Raw genomic sequence first — 21,561 nt, 5'->3', positions numbered from 1 at the left:
GCGACTGATACTCTCGTGGATAGAGTGAATTCGGTGCTGGGCGATACGCTGACGGTGTATTTTACGAACACGAGCGTATTCCAACGATCAGCGTCGTGATTTCCCGGGAATCGCTTGACGACCTCGACGAGATCGGTGAACGACATAGACGGGCTGAGACAGACGCCGCTGAAGCCGACTAGCCGCAACCAACAGGATAGCGTTGTTGGATCTACGTGGATATTCAGAACGTGAGATATTGTCTCGGTCGCAGTCAACACAGAGCAGGCGTGTCACAGAGCGTTTTTATTAATACTTTTATTTGATCGACGCTTAAAACAAATATGAGTCTCGATGCCGGGTCAATTTCTGTACTCTGCGTTGATGACGAGCCCGGCCTCGCTGATCTGACTGCAACGTTTTTAGAACGATTCGATGACCGGTTCTCCGCAACTGCGGTCGAAAGCGCTCAAGAGGGACTTGACTTCCTTGCAGAGAACCGCGTTGACTGTATTGTCAGTGACCACGATATGCCGGGGACGGACGGCCTCGCGTTTCTCGAAGCGGTCCGCACGACGGATCCGGACCTTCCGTTTATCTTGTTTACCGGTCGCGGATCCGAAGAGATCGCTAGTGACGCGATATCGGCGGGAGTGAGCGAGTATATGCAGAAAGAATCTGGAAGTGAGCAGTACGCTGTGCTCGGCCAACGGATACGGAATGTCGTCAGCAGACACCGAGTTCGCGTTCAAAAACAGGAAATTGAGACCAGGGCCGAGACTATTCTGGAGGCCTCCCCCGACGCGATTGTCGTCAGCGTCGATAACGAATTCGTCTACGCTAACGCTGCCGCTGTGTCCCTCTATGATGTGTCCGATAGGTCTGAGCTGCTTGGGCGGCAAGTCGGTGAATTCATTCACCCGAATTACCGCGACGACGTGAACAGACAATTAGAGGCGGTTGAATCCAGAGAACGACATACGGATCACATTCCGAGGACGCTACTGACGCTCGAGGGCACGGAGATCCCCGTCGAAGTCACCGCCCGACACGTGACGTGGGAGGGTAACACTGGTGTCGTTGCGATCGTCCGCGATCTCTCACAACAGGAGGAACACATTCGCCAACAGGAACGATACGAAGCGTCGTTCCAGGGCGCCTTCGACGCGATCGTCGTTGCAGACGACGAGGGGAGGTATATCGAAGCGAATCAGAGCGCCTGTGAGCTGTTCGGGCTCGAAAAAGAGGAGCTCCTCGGCCGATCGATAGAGGAGTTCATTCCGGAAGAGTACGACTTCGCGGGGGCTTGGCGACAGTTCGAGGATACTACCACCGACCGAGGGATGCTCCAGATACTCCGTGACGACGGCGAAACGCGAGTCATCGAATACGCCGCGACGGCGAACATCGTCGCCGGAGAGCACCTCTCCGTACTTCGTGACGTGACGGATCGAGACAACAGAGAGGACGTTCTCAGGGAGATGTACAACATCATCTCGAACCGCGACCAACCCTTCGAAGAGCAGGTGAGGGCGCTGCTTGAGTTAGGCAGACGAGAACTCGACGTCGCGTACGGGACGCTCTCGGAAATCCTGGGTGACGAGTACACGTTCGAGATCGTCGCCGCTGACGACGACCGTATCCAAGCCGGCAACGTCGTTCCCCTCTCCGCGACGAACTGCGAGATTGCGGCGAGTACGGAACGAACACTCGTTCTCGGTGACGTCGTACGAGATGCACCTGAGGAGACGGATCGCGCGGGCTACACCGAGTGGGGGATCTCGTGTTATCTGGGCGCTCCCGTCTTCACCGATAACGATGTGTACGGGACGTTCTGTTTCTACGATACTGAACCCCGAGCGGGACAGTTCTCCGAGTGGGAAGTAACGCTCGTCGACCTCATGAGTCGCTGGGTCAGCTACGAACTCCAACGCCGACACACGAATGTCCGTCTCCGAAGGCAGAACGAGAAGTTAGAGCAGTTCGCGTCTCTCGTCTCGCATGACCTTCGAAACCCCTTGAACGTGCTTGAGGGGTCACTGCAACTCGCCGAAGAGACCGGCGATCGAGACGACTTTGAACGGTGTTACCATGCGGTCGAGCGGATGAACACACTCATTGACGATCTACTGTCGTTGGCTCGTTCGGGGACGACGATAGACGAGACTGAGGCAGTGTCACTCGCTTCGCTCGTCGAAGAGTGTTGGAACGGAGTTGAGGTACGAAACGGAACACTCCACGTTGAAGTCGATCCGACGATAGAGATCCAAGCCGATCGAAGTCGGCTGAAACAGCTCTTCGAGAACCTCATTCGGAACGTGTTCGACCACGGAAAGGACGATAGTACGGTGACTGTGGGCACGCTTGACGGCGGGTTCTACATTGAAGATGACGGACCAGGGATCCCTGAGGGCGACCGAACGAAGGCGTTCGAGAGCGGGTACTCGACGTTACAGAACGGAACCGGGTTCGGGCTCGCAATTGTGAAAGAGATCGTTGACGCCCACGGGTGGAGCATTCGAGTGACTGACTCGGAGAGCGGTGGGGCACGGTTCGAAATCACCGGCAGCGACGTCACGTGACACGTTCGTGGTCTCTTGTACCGCTCTCAGAACGCGTTCTGAACTGGTATGACATCCCGTCGTCGATACGCGGCCCTCATCGACCGGCCGTTCTAGGCGCTATCCGAAGGAGAGGACTTCGACAGAGCCAGAAATCACAATTTTAGAGATCGGAACCGTGAGCTCGATCAACTCCTGGACCGCTACGAGTCCAAGGCGTCGGGTTTCATCGCAAACAGCGCGCCACTCACTCGACCCCAATTCGACCGACGACCCGCGATAGACACCCTTCCTCCGGCTCGACGTACGAGTAGTGGTCCGCGACCAGGTCGGTGACGTCGACGTCCGCGTAGCCGGCCGGCGCGCTCATCGACGCCGCAAGCCCGCCGTGACCGACCGCACGGGTCCGATCCGAGGCGCGGTACACCCACCCCAAGACCCGGTCGTTCCGGCTGTGGAAGTTGAAGACGGGGGCGTCGACCGCCGCGATGGCCGACCCGTATCGCCCGTCGGCCCCGACGCTGTCGTTCGGGATCGCCCCGCCGAACAGCGACACCGAAGCGAGGGCGTCCGTCCGCCCGCGGGCAGCGAGTTCGCGGAGCGCCGCCCCCGTGACGCGGGCACCGAGCGAGTGGGCGAACAGGTGGATCGGCCGCCCGTCGTCGTCCGCCCACGCCGCCAGCCAGTCTGCGAGCGGGGCGGCGTTGGCGTCCGCGGTTCGCTTGGCCGGCCCCCAGTCGACGTTCGACGCCCACGAGTAGCCGACCACCGGCGGGGCGTCTGTTTCCGTGGCGGCTCCCGTCGCCGCCGCGAGCCCCAGTCGGGCGGTGTACGCTTGGTCGCGGGCCGACTCGGCGTCCGCGCCGAGGCCGTGGACGAACAGGACCACCGCGTCGGCCCCGTCGACGTCCCACGAACCCGATCGCTCCGTCGGGTCGTCCGCGTCGAGACGCCCTCGCGTCGTCACCATCGGCTGCGTCTCCGGCGCGTCGTACCCGCCGGAGTCGCCGCCTAGCGCTTGCGCGACGTAGAGCCCGCCGCCCCCGAGGAGGCCGACGCCGCCCGCGACCCCGAGAAGGAGTCGCCGGCGAGTGACGAGCCCGCCGGGGGCGTCGTTCGCGTGGTCCGGGGCCGCTTCGCCCTTTGGGGTGTCCGGTCCGGCCGAGTCGTCCGCGGAGGTGTCCGAGGTGATATCGGTGTTTGGGCCCGAGCGATCAAATAGCTGACGTGGTACGTCGTGTTACCTTACACACAGTTCTATCGGACGGCGTGGGCTCGTTGCCGCGTTTCCGCGGTCGGCGGATCGATGTGACTGAATTAGTTTGGAAAGAATAACATTTTTCGTTCTACTTTTTTAAATATATGTTCAACTGAGTTTCTGAATCCGTGTCGTTGAATCCGATCTCTGAGATGTTCTCTCGGGCTCAAGCGATCAGATCGTCTGCGTCGTCAACGAGAAACGCGGCGTCTGCGACGTCATGGTTCTCGGTGAGTTCGGTGAGACGCCCTCGTGCGATCGGAATTCGATGCGTCTGAAACAGCGTGAGCGAAGGACTCTGTTTGTTTCGGGATCAGTCGCACAGTACGGCCAGTATCGTTCCTCGTCGACTCGGTTCGTATTTGATCGACAGCAACGCGACCCGTTTTTTCGTCGCCAACTGCCCGTAGGCGGCTTTCCGCACCCCATTGCGAACTGCAACTCGGCTCCATATACTGCCCAAATTACCAATTACAACTACTGTGTTTATAAATGACATTTATGCGAGGAGGCGACGGATACCCGTTCAATAACCTCGCGGGATGAACCGGACCACAGGGGAAGGCCAGCGAAATTCGGGAGAGCGAACAGCCCGCTCAGGGGAAGCGGGACGGATTGGCCGTTCTGGGGCGTGAATGCGATCACGGCGAGGACCGCGAGGCCGAGTTCGTTGCGAACCCGAATTCGACGGGCAGATCGCCCTCCGTCCGGACCGAGTCTCGGAGGTCACCGTCGCGTTCACGCCGGCGATTGACCGGGTCGAGCGAGTCGAGAGGGTGCGCTCCGAACGGGAGCTCGGCGGGTCAGGACGACGGCGACGCGGTCCGATCGAGCGGCTCGCTGCCGTCCACGCGTTCGATCCACGTGTCCGCGGCCGACGCGGGTACCACGTGGTCTCCGAGCAGGGCGTCACACTCTCGGCACGCCGATCGGACGGCGACGTGCGGGCGACGGCAACAGTGGTCGAGGCGTTCCACCGTCGTCTCCGCGGGGGAGTCGCAGGCGGGACACCGTTCGACGCGCAGTCGGAGCCCGGTCAACACGTCGCGTCTGTCGTCGCGGTCGAGGTCGCCCCACCCGTCGACCCGCTCGTCGAGTTCGGCCGCGAGCGCGACGTCCACGGCGACCGCCTCGGACGAGACCCAGCGTTGGATCCCCGCGCCGTCGACCTCGAACGACGCCGGCCCCAGCGACCTGATGTCGTCCGCGCCCACCGCCGCGCGCACGCCGGCCGCGTCCGGCTCACCCGGCTCGATCCCGTCGCGGACGGCCGTCCGAAACTCGTCGGTGAGGACGACGGTGTCGCCGTTCTCGGTCAGCACGCCCGCCCGCGACAGCGTCGCCACGACCGCCTCGTCATCGACCGATTCGAGTACCGGTCGGTCGGTTTCCGCCTTGCCGAACGCCTCGAGAACCCGGTCGGGAACGTACCGACGCGTGATCGCGGGCGTCCCCGGGATCAGGTACCCGCGCAGCGCGATCGCGGCCACGGCGGCGGTGAACACGCCGCCGCCGACACCGGTCGCGACGCCGCGGGATCCGCCCGCGGCGAGACCGACGCTCGCGACCGCGACCGCGGCGACGACGGCGATCGCGACGTTCAACGCCGTGCACGGCAGACATCGGTTCTCGCCCGTGTACTCCGGACGGCGGAGTCGGTCGACGACGCTCTGATCGCCCATACTCCGAGATATCGGTCAACGGTGATAAACGTAGGCGTGTGACTGAAAACGTAGGCGTGTGACTGATCGCCTATCGCGCATCGCGTGCGTCAGACACTCGCCGGGCGCCCGGTCGGCGCTCCAGTCAGACGCTCCGATCGGCGCTCCGGCGGCTCGAACTCACCGTGTGACGGGGTATCAATGGCAATTATTAACACACAGAAGCGCAAACACTCACGTTGGACACTGCCATGACTGACATGGGCGGCTACAGGGACCGAGTGGCACAGGTCGACCTCGGCGACGGAGCGGTCGAGTACCGCGGGATCGACGATGAGGACGCGGAGAAGTACATCGGGGCGCGCGGGCTCGGGGTGAAGTATCTCTTCGAGGCCGGGCCGGACGTCGACCCGCTGGGACCGGAGAACCGGCTCTCGTTCATGACGGGGCCGCTCACGGGGACCCAGACCGTGATGAGCGGGCGGATCGCCTTGGTGACGAAGTCGCCGCTAACTGGAACGGTGACGGACTCGCACCACGGCGGCTGGTCCGGCGCGCGGCTCAAGTGGGCCGGGCTCGACGGAATCCTCCTCGACGGCGCGAGCGACGAGCCCGTCTACCTGTTCGTCGAGGACGGCGAGGTCGAGATCCGCGACGCCTCCCACCTCTGGGGGGAGGAGACGCACGACGCGATCGACACGCTCGGCGAGGAGGTCGACGGCTCCGTCGGCAAGAACCTCTCCGTGATGACGATCGGACCGGGCGGCGAGAACGGCGTCCGCTACGCCTGCGTGATGAACGAGGACGACCGGGCGTCCGGTCGCGGCGGCACGGGCGCCGTGATGGGCTCGAAGAACGTGAAGGCCGTCGTCGTGAAATCGGGGACCGATATGCCGAAGCCGTCCGACCCCGAGACGTTCCAGGAGGGCTACCAGCAGGCGATGGGCGTCATCCGGGAGTCGGAGGTCACCGCGCCCAACGAGGGCGGGCTCTCCGTGTACGGCACCAACGTCTTGATGAACGCGACCGAGGAGATGGACGGCCTCCCCACGAAGAACGCGAAGTACACCTCGACGAGGGCGTACGGCGACGCCGAGGGGGCCGACATCGACGCCGAGCGGGTCTCCGGCGAGAACGTGGAGGAGAACATCCTCGTCAACGACCCGACGTGTCACTCCTGTCCGGTCGCGTGCAAAAAGGAGGTCGAGGTCCAACTCCACCACAAGGGCGAGGACATGAACGTCCACATGGAGTCGTACGAGTACGAGTCCGCGTTCGCGCTCGGGCCGAACTCGGGGCACACCCACCGCGACGAGATCGCGCTGATGATCCAGCGCTGCAACGAGGTGGGCGTCGACACGATCGAGGTCGGCAACATGATGGCGATGGCGATGGAGATGAGCGAGGAGGGGAAGCTCGACGACGTCGAGACGATCGACTGGGGCGACGCCGAGCGCATGATCGACCTCATCGGCGAGATCGGTTACCGATCCTCGGACCTCGGCGACCTCCTCGCGGAGGGGGCGGACCGCGTCGCCGACGCGAAGGGCGCCCACGACAACTCGCTGGCGGTTAAAGGGCAGTCGATCCCGGCGTACGACCCGCGCTGCATGAAGGGGATGGGGATCGCGTACGCGACCTCCAACCGCGGCGCCTGTCACCTCCGGGCCTACACGCCGGCCGCCGAGATCCTCGGGATCCCGGAGAAGGTCGACCCGTACGAGTGGGAGGGGAAGGGCGAGCTCACCGCCACCTTCCAGGACCTGCACGCGATCTCGGACTCGTTCGACATCTGCAAGTTCAACGCCTTCGCGGAGGGGATCGAGGAGTACGTGCTCCAGTACAGCGGCATGACCGGCCGCGAGGTGACCGAAGACGAGCTGTTCGAGGCGGGCGAGCGCGTGTACAACCTTGAGCGCTACTTCAACAACCTCGCCGGCTTCGACGCCGAGGACGACGACCTCCCCGGGCGCTTCGTGGAGGGGCACCCGGACGCCGTCCCCGGACAGGGAGGCAGCGAGGGCGAGCTCTGCGAACTGGACGAGATGAAGGCCGAGTACTACGAGACCCGCGGCTGGGTCGACGGCGTCGTCCCCGACGAGAAGCTCGAGGACCTCGGGATCGAGGTCGGCCCCGGCACCGGCGTCTCCGCCGGCGACTCCGCGGCCCCCGCCGACGACTGAACGCGACCGCGACGCGGTCACCCGCCACCCGTTTTTTCAGATAACGCATCCGACGAGCGCGGATGAGCCGACGGCGACGTCCGGCCTCCCTAGCCGAGATCGATCGCGTCGAGGAGCGCGTCCGCGTCGAATCGAAGGGGGTCGGTCGCCGGCGCGCCGAGCCGCTCGGCGAAGTCGTCGACCGCCTCGCGCGCCGCCGAGGGCGTCGCGACGTTCATCGTGTTGAGCGCCCCGGCGATCACGGTCGTCGGCGCGACCGGCGCGGCGAGACGCTCGTACAGGTCGACGTACGCCGGGATCGACGGCAGGTCGACGTCGTATCCGTGCATGAGCTCGCGACCGGCCGAGTGACAGAGGACGAGACCGTCCGGTCGCGCGCCGTGGAGGAGCCCGCAGATCTGTCCGGAGGACCCCGGATGACAGATCGCTCCTTGTCCCTCGACGACGAGCAGGTCGTGGCGCTCGCCCCGCTCGCGGACCAGGCCGTCGACCGCGTCGTGGACCCGCCCGGTCGGGACGCGGTCGAGCGAGACCCCGGGCCCTTCGAGCAGGACGCCGACGTGGCTCATCGGGACGAGCGCCGCGTCGACCCCCCGCTCTCGGGCCGCGGCGACGAGTTCGAAGGCCGTCGAGGAGGTCCCGACGTATCGGTCGGTCCCGACCGTGAGCAGGACCTCCGCGTCGACGTCGGCGCTTCGGTCGTCCTCTCTTGGCCGACCCGGCGGCGGCGCGCCGACGTCGACGATCCGCCCGCCGCCGTCGGCCGCCAGCCGCTCGAACTCGGGATCGTCGACGGGGAACCCGGCCCGGGAGACGACCACGTCGCCGCCGGCCGCGAGCGCGGCGCGCACGTCCCGGCGCACCGGCTCCGACAGCTCGGCGGTCGGGCCGTCTCGAGCGAGGTCGATCCCGACGTACAGCGCGTCGACCGGCTCGTCGACGTCGTCGAACTCTCTCACGATCGGAATCTGCGGGAGCGTCCGGACGAGCTGTGAGGTGACGGGCGATCGTCTGGCCGTGTCGATCACGGCGACGACCTCCGGACGCCCGTACCGGATGAGTTCGATCGCCGCCCGCGCGTCGTCCGGGAACCGACCGTGGGCGAGCACGGCGATCCGGTCGTGGCGCGTCATCCGATCGGTGGGAGAGGGAGTCCGGTTCCACGCGTCCGTTCTCGGCGGACGCCGCGGCCGCGGAGCGATTCGGTGAACATCGATACCCAAATTGAGGGCAGGCCAATTAACTGTTCGCCGTCGATGCGGCCGGCGGCTCGCCCGCGTTCACTCGCCGGACAGCGGTTCGCCCCGTCGGGTCACCTTCGTCGCCGGGAGTTCGGCGCGGTCCGCGTGCTCTCGCACGGCGTCCTCGTTTTCGGCCTCGTAGTGACAGAACGTGCCGACGATCCCCCCGTCGTCGTCGGTCAGCACCTCGGAGTCGACCCACCGGATGTCGACCCCTTCCTCGCGGAGTTCAGAGAGCGCCTCGCCTGACGCCTCGGCGGCCGCGTCCAGTTCGTCCTCGGTTATCGGCTCGGGCAGCTCGCGCAGGATCAGGTAGTCGTTGGTGTCGCTCATACGCACTCAAGGGATATATCACGATGTATTGTAATTCTTTCTGCGTCTCGTTTTCGAGGGGCGCCCGCTCTGACCCGACGGCGAACGCCAGTCGCCTCGCCTCCGGATCGACGACGCCCGCTGTGTCCGGGGGTTCGCCCCGTGACGTTTAGGTACGTGGGGTGTTATCACAGATGTATGCCCGAGGACTCCAGCCTCCCGAACATCAAGATCGGAAGCGACGCGGCCAAGGATCCTGACTTCGAGGGAGGCGAAACGGAGGTTTCGACCGTCGAGTACCTCGACTACAGGGTCGTCGACGCGAACGACTGGGAGATCGACGACGACGACCTCTTCGAGAAGGCGGCCGCCGCCGACCTCGACGAGGAGGAGTACGGCACGATGGAGGTGAGCAGGAACCGGAAGCTCCTCGACGCCGCCGAGGACAACGGGTTCGACTGGCCCTTCTCCTGTCGCGCCGCGTCGTGTGCGAACTGCACCGGAATCCTCGTTGACGGCGAGCTGGAGATGGAGATGAACCTCATCATCACCGACGAGGAGGTCGAAGAGCGGGGGATCCGGCTGACTTGTCAGAGCAAGCCCGCGACGGACCACGTCCGGGTGATCCACAACGCGAAACACCTCGACTACCTGCAGGACCGCGTCATCGGCGTACGCGAGGTCTGACGGGGCGCCGGATCGGCTCCTGTCGCGCCGGTGCGGTGCCGTCGGGCCTCAGTCGCCGCGGCTCGCGGCCTCCAGTCGCTCGGCCGGGGACTGCTCGACGACTCCCGCCTCCTGCATGCGCCTGACCTCGGAGAGGTCGACGTCGATGTCCTCCTCGTCGAGCGCCTCGAGCACCGCCGCCAACATCAGCGACATCTCGTCGACCCGACCGTCGACGCTGTTCAGCTTCTGGAAGTTCCGCTCCGCGAACCCGGTGAGGGAGTCGGAGAGCTCGGAGACGTTCTGTTCGATCCGCTGTGAGTACCGCTCGCCGAGGCTGATCCGAGCGAAGTTGTCCAACTCCTCCAGTTCGGCCTCGAGCGTCTCGATGTCCCGCTCGATCTCGGCGACGCGCTCGTCGATCAGCGTCGTTATCTGACGCTCGATCGCTCCGTCGGAGCCCGTCTCGGCGCTCGCGTCGCCCGCCGCCTCACCGTCTCGCTCCGGGTCGCCGTCGACCGCTGATTCGTCGTCCGCCTCGAGTTCGGCGGCGACGGTCGGTTCCTCGGTCTCCTCCGGTTCCGGATCCGGCGTGTTAGGCAACGTAGCCATACGGTGACAATTGACACAGCGGGGCTTAAATTTTGGTGGCGACGCGGGGGGTCACTCCCCACCGACCGGCTCCGCCGCTCGTTCCGCGCCGCGCTGTAAGATGAATCGGCGCTCCGGCGGCGGGGAGATTTCGAGTTCGATCGTCCGGATCAGCCGGTAGTACTTCCGATTGCCGTCCCAGAAGTGTTCGACGAGGTCCTCGTCCTCCAGCACGGTGAGGTGGTGGACCGCCGATTTCCCGTTCATGCCGACGGTGTCGGCCAGCTCCGTGACGTACATCGGACCGTCCGACAACTGCTGGATTATCCGGAGTCGCTGTGGGTTTCCCAGCGTTTCGATCAACGACATCGTCTTCATCTCTCTACAGGGATACAAAAGCGTTTCTCGGGGAAGCGCCGGCGGTGGCCCGATTCGCGGGGGCGGAGGTCCGCGGCTTCAGTCGTGGGTCGCCGACGGCTCGGGCACGACTGCGTGGCATTCGGTACACTGCCAGCTGTCCTCGTCGACCTTCCGGTGATGCTTTCGAGACGAGGCGGTTCCGCCGCGGTACCACTCGACGCCACAGTCGGGACAGGTGGTCGGGACTCGTACCATACCGAACCGATCCGTGCGAGCGATAATCAACGTTTCCCGCGGTCCGAGCTCGGGACGGGCGTGCTATACGGTCACAAGAGATAAGATAGCGGACGCGTATCGTGAACGTATGGCAGATAATGTGGAGTTTCCGGAGTCCGAAGAGACCGACAAACGAACGGTTTCCGACGGGTTCTTCGAGCGGGAGGTGTACCTCTCGGCGGACGAAACGGCGGCGTTCCTCCGGTCGGTGGCGGACTCGCTCGACGACGGCGACGAGCTGACGATCAGCGGAGACGACTGGGAGATCCCCTTCGCGTTCGCGGAGCCGATCGAGGTGGAAGTCGAGTTCTCCTCCCGGCGGGAGAGCGAACTCGAACTCGAGGTGGAGTTCACCGAGCGCACGGAGGGCGGCGGGATCGACGCCGCCTGAATCCCGCCGGACCGCGGCGTATCGGGCGGCGACCGCATCGAACGGAACGCGCGATGTACTGGTTCGGACTCTATCACTGGCGGCGTCGGTTTCGCGCAGTCGGCCAGGGTCTCGTCGTCGCACTCGTCGGGGTCGCCCTGGCACGGCGACGGTCCGATCGGGCGAGCCTGGCTCTCGGCGCCGCCGCCGTCGCGCTCGGGGGGATCCGCGCGGTCAGAACGGTCTCGACGCTGTTTTCGCCGCCGCCGTGGCGCCTCGAGCGGTACAAGTACGACGCGCTCACCCGGGAGCTGCCGCTCGACGACGCGGAGCGCGTCCTCGACGTGGGCTGCGGGACCGGCCGATCCCTCGTCGGACTGGCGCCTCGACTTCCCGGATCGGCGACGGTCGCCGGGCTCGACGTCTTCGACGACAGGGTGATACTCGGCAACGGCGCCCGGCTCGCCCGGCGGAACGCTCGACTGGCCGGGGTCGCGGTCGAGCCGATCCGGGGCGACGCCGGTTCCCTCCCGTTCGCCTCGGGCGCGTTCGACATCGTCACCGCGTGTCGCGTGCTACACGACCTCCCGTCCGAACGACACGGTGACGCGCTCGAAGAGCTCCGCCGGGTCTGCCGGGCCGACGGAGCGGTCGGGCTCCTCGAACTCCCGCTCGTTCCGGACGCCGTCGACGCCTCCCCGGAACGGTACTGGCGGACCCGCGTCGCCGACGCGGGCCTCGCGATTCAGACGGTCGAGCGCGTCCCGCGCCGCGACGGCGGCGAGCCGTACATCGTCCTCGTCGCGACGCCGGCGTGAGTCTCTCGACCGCGGAAGCCACCGCGGCGGCGCTCCGACGGGGTCGTCGACGCGCGTCGAAAAATGGGAGTCGAGGAGCGGGTTACGCCTCGAGCGAGAACACGCAGAGCCGGTCGTCGCGGCCGGCGGTGCCGCGGCGGAGCCAGCCGCTGCCGCCGATCTGAATGGCCACGTACTGCTTCTCGGTCTCGGGGTCGTACCAGCTCATCGGGCTGCCGGAGATCGCCGTGTCACCGGTGGAGTACTCCCACAGGCGGTCGCCGCTCTCGCCGTCCCAGGCGATGACGTCGCCGTTCTGGGTCCCGCTGAACACGACACCGGTCTCGGTGGTCAACATCCCGCCCCAGATGTAGGCGTCGCTGTCGATCCAGTCGCGCCAGACGAGCTGTCCGGTCTCCGGGTCGACGGCGCCGACGGCGCTGATGTGGTCGTTGTATCCTTCCGGCGGCTGGTCGATCTCGTCTTCGAGGATACCGCCCCAGTACTTCTTGCCCTCCTCGTACTCCTCGAACCGCCACCAGGCCTCCTGGGGCGAGTTGTTCATCTTGAAATACGCGAGGCCGAGCTCGGGGTTGTACGCGGGCGGCTGCCAGTCGTTCCCGCCCATCGCGCCGGGCATGAACGGCATCCGCCGGCCCTCGTCGATGTGCGGGATCATCCGGAACATGTTCAGCTGCTGGACGCCGGGTTCGCTCCGGTTGAGGAGCTTCCCGGTGTCCGCCTCCACCGTGTAGGACCAGGCGGTCTTCCCGAGCGAGATGACGACGTCGTCCTCGTAGTCGCGGTGCTCCACCTCGAAGTCGCGGATGAGCATCCGCGGCGCCGCGGAGTCGTAGTCCCACACGTCGTGGGGGGACTCCTGGTGGAACCACTCGCGCTCGCCGGTCTGCATGTCGAGACAGAGCGTTCCCGCGCTGTTCCGGTTCGGTCCCGGTCGAACGGAGCCGTCGAAGTCCGGACCGGGGTTCCCGACCGGCATGTACAGCTTCTCGTTTTCGGTGTCGATCGTCGCCGTCATCCAGTTCGTCGCGCACGACTGCTCGATGCTGTCGCCGACCCACTCCTCGTCCGGCGACGTCCACGTGCGCCACACCTCGTCGCCGGTCTCGGCGTCGAGCGCCATGTGGAAGCCGCGGACGCCGTACTCGCCGCCGGCGCTGCCGGTGTACACTTTCCCGTCGTACACCACCGGCGCCCACGTCGCGGAGTAGCCGGACTCGTGGTCGGCCGTGCTCGTGTACCACTCCTCCTCGCCGGTGTATCGGTTGAGCGCGACGACGCCCGAGTCGAGCGTCGTCATGTACACCTTGTCGCCGAGGATCGCCACGCCGCGGTTGTTGTCGTCACAGCAGAGGACGACGTCCGACGGCACCGCGTACGTGTAGCTCCACAGCACGTCGCCCGATCGCGTGTCGATCGCCTTGACGTGGTTCGGCCCGTTCGACTGGTACATCACCGGCGGATCGCCGGGGACCACCAGCGGCGTGCCCTCCATGCTGGACTCCGCGCCGACGTGGAGCTCGTACTCGAGCTCGAGGTCCCCGACGTTTTCGGGAGTGATCACGTCCGCGGTGGTGAGTCGGTGCTGTTCGTAGTTCCCGCCGTACGTGAGCCACGCCTCCGGATCGTCCGCCGAGTCGATGATGTCCTGCTCGGTGATATCCCTGCGCGGGATACGATCGGTGTCGTGCTGGTGAGTGACGGACTCCTCGGGCGATCCGAGCACCCGATAACCCTGATCGGTTTCACGTACGACTGTGTCCTGTGCGGCCTTGACTGCTCTGTCTTCTTCTATTGCCATTGTTAAACCCTGTTAACGTGCCGGACTCGGAGTACGCACCTCTTCCGTTATCCAGTACACGTCCTTACAGATCTCTTCTTGATTGACGATCGCGATCGCGGCACCGCCGGTCAGCGCGGCTACCAGCTGTGAGTCGCTCATCGCTCCGTCTTCGGCGATGTCGAGCGCCGCCCGCGCGATCAGATCCACGCCGGCGAGCATCGCTTTCACGTCCCAGTAGCCGTCGTCGAGGATCTCCTCGGTGACGAGCACCTCCTTCTGCCAGAGGTGGACGTCCATGGAGTTGACCCACAGCAGCGCCCCGCCCATCGCGCGCTTGTGGAGCGGCGGGACGTGTTCGACGTCGAACTCCACCTCATTTGGAATCTCCTTCGTCGGGACCCACCGAGCGAGGCGAGTGTTGTTGTTCACCACGTTCATCACGAGCACGGTCTTCTCTCGCTCGTCGAACCCGAGATCGCCGAGCTCCTCGCTCAACGCGTCGAGTCGGACCAGCTCGTGTGCCGTTCGCTCGATGTGATCCGGCGTGAACCGAGGAAGTCGCTCCTCGAGGCTCTCGAAGAACCCGGCCTCGACGAGGTGGTCGTAGAGGCGCCACGCGGGCTGGACGACCTCACGATACAGCGCTTCCGGCTCCTCTTCCCCGTCCGGAATCCCCGCATCGCGGATCTCCCGGAGCCGCGCGATCTGCTCTTCGAACGCCGCGAGCTCCGACGCGAGCAGTTCCGCGTCGAGTTCTCCCGACAGGTCCTCGCGGATCGCCTCCCCCATCGAGGCGAACTCCGGATCGGTTTCCGTCTCGACTGTTCGTCTGAGCTCCGACAACGTGGGTCTCTCGCCGACGTCCGACCGACTGATGCCGAGCGTGTCAGCGAGTTCGTCTCGGCCGTCGATCGTGATCTGTGGTCTCGTCATAGTGGTATCGTGGTGCGGAGACACCCCATGTACCCGCAGTATCGTGTGGTTGTTTGAACCATATAATTATTATTATTATTATTTGATACGTTTGGTTGATCGGAGCCACGGAGAGTCCTCGCCCCGGCGAACGTCGGCGGCAGTCCCTCCCCGTGTCAACGAGTACTGCCGATCGCGGGTGCGAGACCCACCGGTCGCGGCCGGTGAATCGAGAACGGCAACTCCCGGTCCGAAACTCGCTCGTGTCCGAATCCGGCGTGATCTGATGTGTGACCGCTCCACCGTGACGCTCGGAGCACCCCCATAATACCAGATCACAAAGATGTACCGCCGTTTGATACTGAATACATAACTTGCCCTATACGAACGGATGAATTATAATGAATATTAATTATCTATACGCGTTGCTGTTTCGCTGCCTGAAAAGCAATTACAAACATATCGATGTAATTGTAATCTACTCAATAATTTATACCCAGAATTCTGAAACGTGTCCGACAGAATCCGGTCGTCACGGCGATATCCTCGCATATATGATGTCAGATTAACATTAGCACGATCGGGGTGGGCGGAGAGACGCGACACTGGTCGTGACAACACCGATCGGGTCGACGGCCGAGAGTTCCGGCTCTCGCGCGTTACTCCTCGATCAGGACGACGTCGCCGGTCGACCCGCACGCCGGACACTCAAGGACGCCCTTCGTGTCCGTAATGCTTTCTCGTCGGGGGAACTCCGCATCGCACGCCTCGCACCGCGCGTTGTTCCGGTCGATTCGTACTCCGTCGGTCGGGTTTCCCTGAACGAGCCCGGAGCCGCAGATCGGACACTCGAGCGCGGTCGTCCCGCTCGTCTCGGCACGCGACCGCGGGAACCACGAACCGCAGTCCGCACAGCGCGCGTTCTGACGCGTCATGACGGGTGCTACGTGCGCGACTCTCTTTACGGTTTGGAGCGTCGACCCCGCCTGTCCGACGGGTTGGAGCGTCGGCCCCGATCGCCCGGCCGAACCGCCCGGATCCCGAACGTCGGGTCGGGGGTCCACTGCGGTCGTCGTGGCGTCCCACGGTTTCATTACGCCCCACGTCGACATCCCGACGAGAGCTACCATGTCAACGGACCACGATCGAATATCGGAGGCGACCCTCCGCGTCGCGTCGCTGCGGGCCGACGCGACCGACGGCGACAGCGTGGTGCGGATCGTCCCGGACGCGATGGGCTCCCTCGGACTGAACCGGGGCGACGTCGTCGTCCTCGAGGGACCGCGGGGGGCGGTCGCCGCGCGGGCGTGGCCCGCCGACCCGGACGACGACGGAACCGTTCGGGTGACCCACTGGATGCGCCGGTCCCTCGGCGCCGGCGTCGACGACACCGTCGCGGTCCGATCCGGCGCCGCGCGCGACGCGGACGAGGCGGTCGTCGCGCTGCCGGACTCGGTCGACGTCGACGGCGCGCTCGGGCTCTCCTTCCGCGACGCGCTCGTCGAGCGGGTCCTCACGGCCGGACAGATAGTTCCGATCGCCCTCGGACTCGGGTCCGTGCCCGACGCGCCGGAGCGGACAGTGCCCGTGAAGGTCGTGGAGACGAGTCCGTCGGATCCGGTCGTCGTGCGCGAGGGGACGCGGCTGACGGTGTCCGAGGAGCCCGCGCCTGACGTCGAACTCCCGTCGTCGCCCGAGGGGCACGCGACGTACGACGACGTCGGCGGGCTCGACGCGGCCGTGCGGCGACTGCGGGAGACGGTCGAACTCCCCATGCGGAACCCGTCGCTGTTCCGGCGGCTCGGTGCGAACCCGCCGACCGGCGTGCTGTTACACGGGCCGTCCGGCGCGGGGAAGACGCTCCTCTCGAACGCCGTGGCGAACGAGCTGGACGTGAACGTCGTTCGGATCCGAGCCCCGGAGCTGACCTCGAAGCGCCGGGGAGAAAGCGAGGAGCGCCTCCGCGACGCCTTCGCGGAAGCGACGACGGAAGCCCCGTCGCTGTTGATCCTCGACGAACTCGACGCCGTCGCCGGCGACCGGGCTCGCGGCGGGGAGGGGGAGGGTCGGCTCGTCGGCCAGCTGCTCTCGCTGCTCGACGACTTGGACGACGGAGCCCCCGTGATGGCGGTCGGTACGACGAACGATGTCGACGCGATCGATCCGGCGCTCAGGCGACCGGGCCGGTTCGATCGAGAGATCGAGATCGGCGTGCCCGATCGCGACGGCCGAAAGGAGATTCTCGAGGTCCACACGCGGGGCCTCCGCGTGAGCGACGGGGTCGACCTCGACGCCTACGCGGAGAACACCCACGGGTTCGTCGGGGCGGACCTGGAGAGTCTGGTGACGGAGGCCTCGATGAACGCGATCCGCCGCGTGTGGCCCGACCTCGCCGACGACCCGGAGACGGCGCCCCCGGAGGCCACCGCGTCGGTCGCGGTCACCGACGACGACTTCCGGGCGGCCCTGCGGGAGGTCGAGCCGTCGGCGCTCCGGGCGATCAGCGTCGAGGTCCCGGACGTCACCTGGGACGACGTGGGCGGGCTCTCGACGACGAAAGAGCGGCTCCGCGAGACGGTGCAGTGGCCGCTCGAACACCCCGAGGCGTTCGAGCGCGTCGCGCTCGCTCCCGACCGCGGGATCCTCCTGCACGGGCCGCCCGGGACGGGAAAGACGCTGCTCGCGAAGGCGGTCGCCAACGAGAGCCGGTCGAACTTCCTCTCGGTGAAGGGTCCCGAACTGCTGGACAAGTACGTCGGCGAGTCCGAGAAGGGCGTTCGCGAGGTGTTCTCGAAGGCCAGACAGAACGCGCCGACGGTCGTCTTCTTCGACGAGATCGATGCGATCGCGGCCGAACGCGGCGGATCGACCGACGCGAACGTCGGCGAGCGCGTCGTCTCGCAGCTGCTCACCGAACTCGACGGATTAGAGGAGATGGAAGACGTCGTCGTCGTCGCCACGACCAATCGGAAGGACCTGATCGACGACGCCCTGTTGCGAGCTGGCCGGATAGAGCGGCACCTCCGCGTTCCCCGACCTGACGCGGCGGCGCGGCGGGAGATATTCTCGGTGCACTGTCGCGATCGGCCGCTCGACGACGACGTCGACGTCGATGCCCTCGTCGACCGGACCGACGGGTACGTCGGCGCCGACATCGAGGCGGTCTGTCGAGAGGCCGCGGCCGCGGCGGTCCGGGAGTACGTCCGCGGCGACGAACGCGACGTCAGCGGGATCCGAATCACCGGGGACCACTTCGATCGGGCGCTCGACGCGATCGCTCCGAACGAGTCCGAGGCGGAAACGGCGGCTGACGGCGAGACGGACGCCCTCGCGGACCTCCTCGACGTCGTCGACCGCGACGCGGACACCGCCGGGGGTTCGGCGGTCAGTTCCGACGGCGAGCCCGAATCTGCCGACAGGTCGGCGGGGGACCGGACCGACGAGGGACGCTGACCGCGGTCTCACGCCGACGGCCCATCGGTCCGCCCGAGCCGCGAACTCGCGGGATCGGGGTCGTCGACCCCGGGGACTAATAAATGTTTACGGAAAACCATTATGTATACACGTTCACATGCAGTCAAACGAGATGGTCCGAACCAGGCGCACCATTCTCGCTACCCTCGGAACGGCCGCGCTGTCGGGATGTACCGGCCGCTTCGGCGGCGACGGCGGCGGGGGGAACGGGAACGGCGACGACGACAGCGACACAACGAACGGCAGCGACGGCGGGAGCAGCGACGGCGGGAGCAGCGACGGCGACGGCGGCGAAGACAACGCCCTCGCCGTCGAGAGCCCGTCGCTGCTGCTCAACTGGCGGATAAGCGGCCTCCACGCGCCGTACTTCGCCGCGCAGTCGCAGGGATTTTACGAGGAGGAGGGGTTCGAGTCGGTCACGATCGAGAGCGGCGACGGGTCCGATTTCTCGGCCCAACAGGTCGCGCTCGGCAACACCGAGTTCGGCGTCTCCAGCAGCGACCAGATCCTCGGCGTCAACGACGGCGACCTCTCGCCGCTGGCCGTCGGGGTCGTGATGCAGCGAAGCCCCGTCGTCGTCTTCTCGTCCCGGGAGCAGTTCGGCGACGAGCTGACGGACCCGTCGCAGCTGTCTGGCGCGACGGTGGGGAGCGGTCCCGGGATGGTCCGACAGATGATGCGCGGGTACTTCGAGGCGACCGGCGTCACCGACGTGGAATACGTCGACACCGGGTTCGACACGGTCCAACAGCTGCTCAACGGGGAGATCGACGCCGCGGGCGGCGTCTTCGGCGACGTCGTCGACGCGCGCCACCAGGACGCCGAGATCGACGTGCTGTCGGTGCACGACGCCGTTCCGTCCTACGGCCACCTGCTCACCGTCGGGGAGTCGTTCGCCGAGGAGAACCCCGAAACGGTGGCCGCGTTCCTCCGGGCGACCGCCCGCGGAGCGGTGTGGGCCGACCGGAATCCGGAGGGGGCGATCGACGCGCTCGTCGACGCCCAGAGCGAGCTGTCGGAGGTCCGGGAGAACCAGCGCGACAAGTGGGACCTGATGCGCTCCGAGTACATGCTCTCCGAGTCGGTCCGCGACGAGGGATGGGGCTGGAGCGACCCGGAGCCGTGGCAGCAGACCTACGAGACGCTGGACGCCGGGGACTTCTTCGACGGATCGGTCGACCCCGACGCGGTCTGGACGAACGAGTTCCTGGACACCGACGACGAGCACATCGGCGACTACGCCGACCTCGTCGACCAGTGACTCCCGTCACGGTCCCTTCCGTCGGCGGACGGGCGACGAGCGCCCGCCCCGCGAGCGAGGTGCCGTGAGCGATGGCCGAACCCGAGCGCTCACGCGAGTCGCGGTCGCTCTCCGGCGTCCCGAAGCGGAGGGGTCGGGAGGGTCGGAGACGGATTCGGATCCTCGCGGCGGCGACCCGCGTCGTTCCGCCGCTGCTGTTGTTCGTCGCGCTCGTCGCCTCGTGGCACGTGACCGTCGTCGCGCTCGCGATCCCGGAGATCGTTCTGCCGACGCCCGCCGCGGTCGCTAACGCGCTCGTCGCCCTCGGCCCGACACTGCTCGCCGACGTCGCCGTGACGGGCACGACCGCGGCGACGGGCCTGCTGGCCGGCTGTGCCGTCGGCGGCGTGCTGGCGTTCGCGATGACCTACTCTCGGACGGCGGCTCGGATCGCGTTACCGTACGTCATCGCCCTCCGGGTCGCGCCGCTGATCGCGGTCGCGCCGCTCGTCTTCCTCTGGTTCGGCCGGGGGATCCCCGCTCGCGCGGCGCTGGTCGCGACGCTGACGCTGTTCCCGATGACCGTCGCGACGCTGGACGGACTCCGATCGACTCCCGAGCGGTACCTCGCGCTCGCGCGCTCCGTCGACGCGTCGAAACCGTCCGTGTTCCTCCGGATGCGCGTCCCCGCGGCCGCCCCGAGCGTGTTCGCCGGGCTCAAGCTCGCGGCGACGCTGTCTATCGTCGGAAGCGTCGTCGCCGAGTTCGTCACGCTCAGGGCCGGAATCGGCTACCGCGTGTTCGTCACCGCGCAACGCCTCCGGACCGCGGAGACCTACGCCGCGCTCGTCGCGCTGTCGGCGCTCGGGGTCGCCTTCTACCTCGTTCCCGCCCTCCTCGAACGTGCGCTCTGGACGGAGTGAGCGCGTTTCTCCGCTCGGCCCGACCCGGCCTTCGACCGCTCAGCCGCCGGTCTGCGTCCAGATAAAGCGGTGCTGCACGAGGACGAGCAGACCGTACAGCGAGAGCCCGAGCGCGACGAGTACCGTCAATGCGGCGAGCATGAGGTCCACTTGGACGTTCTCCGAGCCGAGGAGGATGAGGAACCCGAGTCCGCTGTCAGCGACCAGCCACTCGGCGACGACCGCCCCGATGACGGCGAGCGTCACCGACTGTTTGAGCCCGGCGAACAGGTCCGGGACGGCGTACGGCAGTTCGAGCCGCAGAAACGTGTCCAGCGCGCCGGCGTCCACCGAACGAAGCAGGTCTCGGTGTTCGGTCGGCGTGCGATCGAGCCCCGCCGCCGTGCTCAGCACCATCGGGAAGAACGCGATGACCCCGATGAAGACGACCGCGGTCGCCGTGCCGGTGCCGAGGTATATCAACAGCAGCGGAGCGACCGCGATCTTCGGAAGCACCCGCACGGTGACGAGGTACGGGTAGACCGCGCGCCGGAGCCACGGGAGACGCGCGATCGCCACCGCGAGGACGAACCCGCCCGCGATGCCGACGCTGCCGCCGAGCGCGACCTTTTCCGCGGTCGCGACGGCGTTCCGGACGAACAGCCCCGGATTACCGACGATCACCGCGGCGACGGCGTCCGGCGGAGGGAGGAGGTACGAGGGGACGTTCAACGCGGCGACGAGCGCCCACCACGCCCCGGTCGCCGCCAGGAGCCCGCCGAGCGGGAGCGCTACGTCGGCCGCCCTCACCGGCGATCCGGACCCCTGGACGCGTCCGTTCATGGCTCCGTGAACGTCGATCCGGCGGTCGTGGGGTCCGAGCCATTTTCGTGTAACACGCTCCGGACCGCGGCGACCTGTTCTTGGAACGCGTCGCTGCTGTACACCTGTCTCTTATACACATCTCTGATGGC

At 66.3% G+C, this 21,561-nt stretch carries 19 protein-coding genes; 8 read left to right on the top strand and 11 right to left on the bottom strand.

Translation table 11 applies throughout. The annotated features are described in order from the left end of the window. Positions 1 to 323: 323 nt before the first annotated feature. On the top strand, positions 324 to 2,561 hold the full coding sequence (locus C469_RS09415; protein ID WP_008006023.1) for a PAS domain S-box protein: 2,238 nt from the start codon (positions 324 to 326) through the stop codon (positions 2,559 to 2,561). A gap of 226 nt (positions 2,562 to 2,787) precedes the next feature. Here C469_RS09415 and C469_RS09410 read toward each other — a convergent pair whose 3' ends face one another. Together C469_RS09410 and C469_RS09405 are read right to left on the bottom strand one after the other, a co-directional pair. Beyond that, positions 2,788 to 3,510 (bottom strand): DUF726 domain-containing protein, encoded by a 723-nt coding sequence (locus tag C469_RS09410; RefSeq protein WP_008006021.1) that lies wholly within the window; start codon positions 3,508 to 3,510, stop codon positions 2,788 to 2,790. Between the two features lie 1,091 nt (positions 3,511 to 4,601). After that, on the bottom strand, positions 4,602 to 5,480 hold the full coding sequence (locus tag C469_RS09405; protein WP_008006019.1) for a hypothetical protein: 879 nt from the start codon (positions 5,478 to 5,480) through the stop codon (positions 4,602 to 4,604). 230 nt (positions 5,481 to 5,710) lie between these two features. On the opposite strand from C469_RS09405, the gene C469_RS09400 reads away from it, so the two are divergent. After that, complete coding sequence (locus tag C469_RS09400; protein WP_008006018.1) at positions 5,711 to 7,642, top strand: aldehyde ferredoxin oxidoreductase family protein; 1,932 nt, start codon at positions 5,711 to 5,713, stop codon at positions 7,640 to 7,642. An 89-nt stretch (positions 7,643 to 7,731) separates the two neighbouring features. Here the strand turns inward: C469_RS09400 and C469_RS09395 are convergent, their stop codons facing one another. Together C469_RS09395 and C469_RS09390 are read right to left on the bottom strand one after the other, a co-directional pair. Continuing rightward, positions 7,732 to 8,775, bottom strand: coding sequence for a DUF1611 domain-containing protein (locus C469_RS09395; RefSeq protein ID WP_008006016.1), 1,044 nt, complete (start codon positions 8,773 to 8,775; stop codon positions 7,732 to 7,734). Positions 8,776 to 8,922: 147 nt separating this feature from the next. Beyond that, positions 8,923 to 9,216 carry a DUF4242 domain-containing protein gene (locus tag C469_RS09390; protein WP_008006014.1) on the bottom strand — a complete coding sequence of 98 codons (294 nt, stop codon included), beginning with the start codon at positions 9,214 to 9,216 and terminating at the stop codon, positions 8,923 to 8,925. 177 nt (positions 9,217 to 9,393) lie between these two features. On the opposite strand from C469_RS09390, the gene fer reads away from it, so the two are divergent. Further along, positions 9,394 to 9,882 carry a ferredoxin Fer gene (gene fer / locus C469_RS09385; RefSeq protein WP_008006013.1) on the top strand — a complete coding sequence of 163 codons (489 nt, stop codon included), beginning with the start codon at positions 9,394 to 9,396 and terminating at the stop codon, positions 9,880 to 9,882. 48 nt (positions 9,883 to 9,930) lie between these two features. On the opposite strand, the gene C469_RS09380 is transcribed toward fer, so the two are convergent. The 3 genes from C469_RS09380 to C469_RS17045 all read right to left on the bottom strand — a co-directional run bounded on the left by C469_RS09380 (position 9,931) and on the right by C469_RS17045 (position 11,067). After that, positions 9,931 to 10,473 (bottom strand): hypothetical protein, encoded by a 543-nt coding sequence (locus tag C469_RS09380; RefSeq protein WP_049911213.1) that lies wholly within the window; start codon positions 10,471 to 10,473, stop codon positions 9,931 to 9,933. 51 nt (positions 10,474 to 10,524) lie between these two features. Then, positions 10,525 to 10,821, bottom strand: a complete 297-nt coding sequence (locus C469_RS09375) for an ArsR/SmtB family transcription factor (RefSeq protein WP_049911215.1) — start codon at positions 10,819 to 10,821, stop codon at positions 10,525 to 10,527. Positions 10,822 to 10,908: 87 nt separating this feature from the next. Then, positions 10,909 to 11,067, bottom strand: coding sequence for a hypothetical protein (locus tag C469_RS17045; RefSeq protein WP_160163066.1), 159 nt, complete (start codon positions 11,065 to 11,067; stop codon positions 10,909 to 10,911). A gap of 109 nt (positions 11,068 to 11,176) precedes the next feature. Here C469_RS17045 and C469_RS09370 point away from each other — a divergent pair, with 109 nt between their 5' ends. Then, positions 11,177 to 11,479 carry an amphi-Trp domain-containing protein gene (locus C469_RS09370; protein ID WP_049911212.1) on the top strand — a complete coding sequence of 101 codons (303 nt, stop codon included), beginning with the start codon at positions 11,177 to 11,179 and terminating at the stop codon, positions 11,477 to 11,479. A 53-nt stretch (positions 11,480 to 11,532) separates the two neighbouring features. Then, on the top strand, positions 11,533 to 12,276 hold the full coding sequence (locus C469_RS09365) for a class I SAM-dependent methyltransferase (RefSeq protein ID WP_008006005.1): 744 nt from the start codon (positions 11,533 to 11,535) through the stop codon (positions 12,274 to 12,276). A gap of 82 nt (positions 12,277 to 12,358) precedes the next feature. On the opposite strand, the gene C469_RS09360 is transcribed toward C469_RS09365, so the two are convergent. The 3 genes from C469_RS09360 to C469_RS09350 all read right to left on the bottom strand — a co-directional run bounded on the left by C469_RS09360 (position 12,359) and on the right by C469_RS09350 (position 15,906). Continuing rightward, the gene (locus C469_RS09360; RefSeq protein ID WP_049911211.1) at positions 12,359 to 14,077 is read right to left on the bottom strand and encodes a pyrroloquinoline quinone-dependent dehydrogenase; all 1,719 of its coding nucleotides are present in this window, start codon (positions 14,075 to 14,077) and stop codon (positions 12,359 to 12,361) included. 12 nt (positions 14,078 to 14,089) lie between these two features. Continuing rightward, the gene (locus C469_RS09355; RefSeq protein ID WP_008006003.1) at positions 14,090 to 14,992 is read right to left on the bottom strand and encodes a hypothetical protein; all 903 of its coding nucleotides are present in this window, start codon (positions 14,990 to 14,992) and stop codon (positions 14,090 to 14,092) included. A 638-nt stretch (positions 14,993 to 15,630) separates the two neighbouring features. After that, positions 15,631 to 15,906 carry a hypothetical protein gene (locus C469_RS09350; protein ID WP_008006001.1) on the bottom strand — a complete coding sequence of 92 codons (276 nt, stop codon included), beginning with the start codon at positions 15,904 to 15,906 and terminating at the stop codon, positions 15,631 to 15,633. 193 nt (positions 15,907 to 16,099) lie between these two features. On the opposite strand from C469_RS09350, the gene C469_RS09345 reads away from it, so the two are divergent. The 3 genes from C469_RS09345 (at position 16,100) to C469_RS09335 (ending at position 20,608) form a co-directional block, all read left to right on the top strand. Next, positions 16,100 to 18,424 (top strand): AAA family ATPase, encoded by a 2,325-nt coding sequence (locus C469_RS09345; RefSeq protein WP_008005997.1) that lies wholly within the window; start codon positions 16,100 to 16,102, stop codon positions 18,422 to 18,424. Between the two features lie 133 nt (positions 18,425 to 18,557). Further along, the gene (locus C469_RS09340; RefSeq protein ID WP_008005994.1) at positions 18,558 to 19,706 is read left to right on the top strand and encodes an ABC transporter substrate-binding protein; all 1,149 of its coding nucleotides are present in this window, start codon (positions 18,558 to 18,560) and stop codon (positions 19,704 to 19,706) included. A 71-nt stretch (positions 19,707 to 19,777) separates the two neighbouring features. Further along, positions 19,778 to 20,608, top strand: a complete 831-nt coding sequence (locus C469_RS09335) for an ABC transporter permease (RefSeq protein WP_008005992.1) — start codon at positions 19,778 to 19,780, stop codon at positions 20,606 to 20,608. A 39-nt stretch (positions 20,609 to 20,647) separates the two neighbouring features. On the opposite strand, the gene C469_RS09330 is transcribed toward C469_RS09335, so the two are convergent. After that, the gene (locus C469_RS09330) at positions 20,648 to 21,430 is read right to left on the bottom strand and encodes an ABC transporter permease (RefSeq protein ID WP_008005990.1); all 783 of its coding nucleotides are present in this window, start codon (positions 21,428 to 21,430) and stop codon (positions 20,648 to 20,650) included. Positions 21,431 to 21,561 lie beyond the last annotated feature (131 nt).

Source organism: Halorubrum lipolyticum DSM 21995, assembly GCF_000337375.1.
In the GTDB taxonomy this organism is placed as follows: domain Archaea; phylum Halobacteriota; class Halobacteria; order Halobacteriales; family Haloferacaceae; genus Halorubrum; species Halorubrum lipolyticum.
This window is presented reverse-complemented; position numbering and strand designations above follow the sequence as displayed.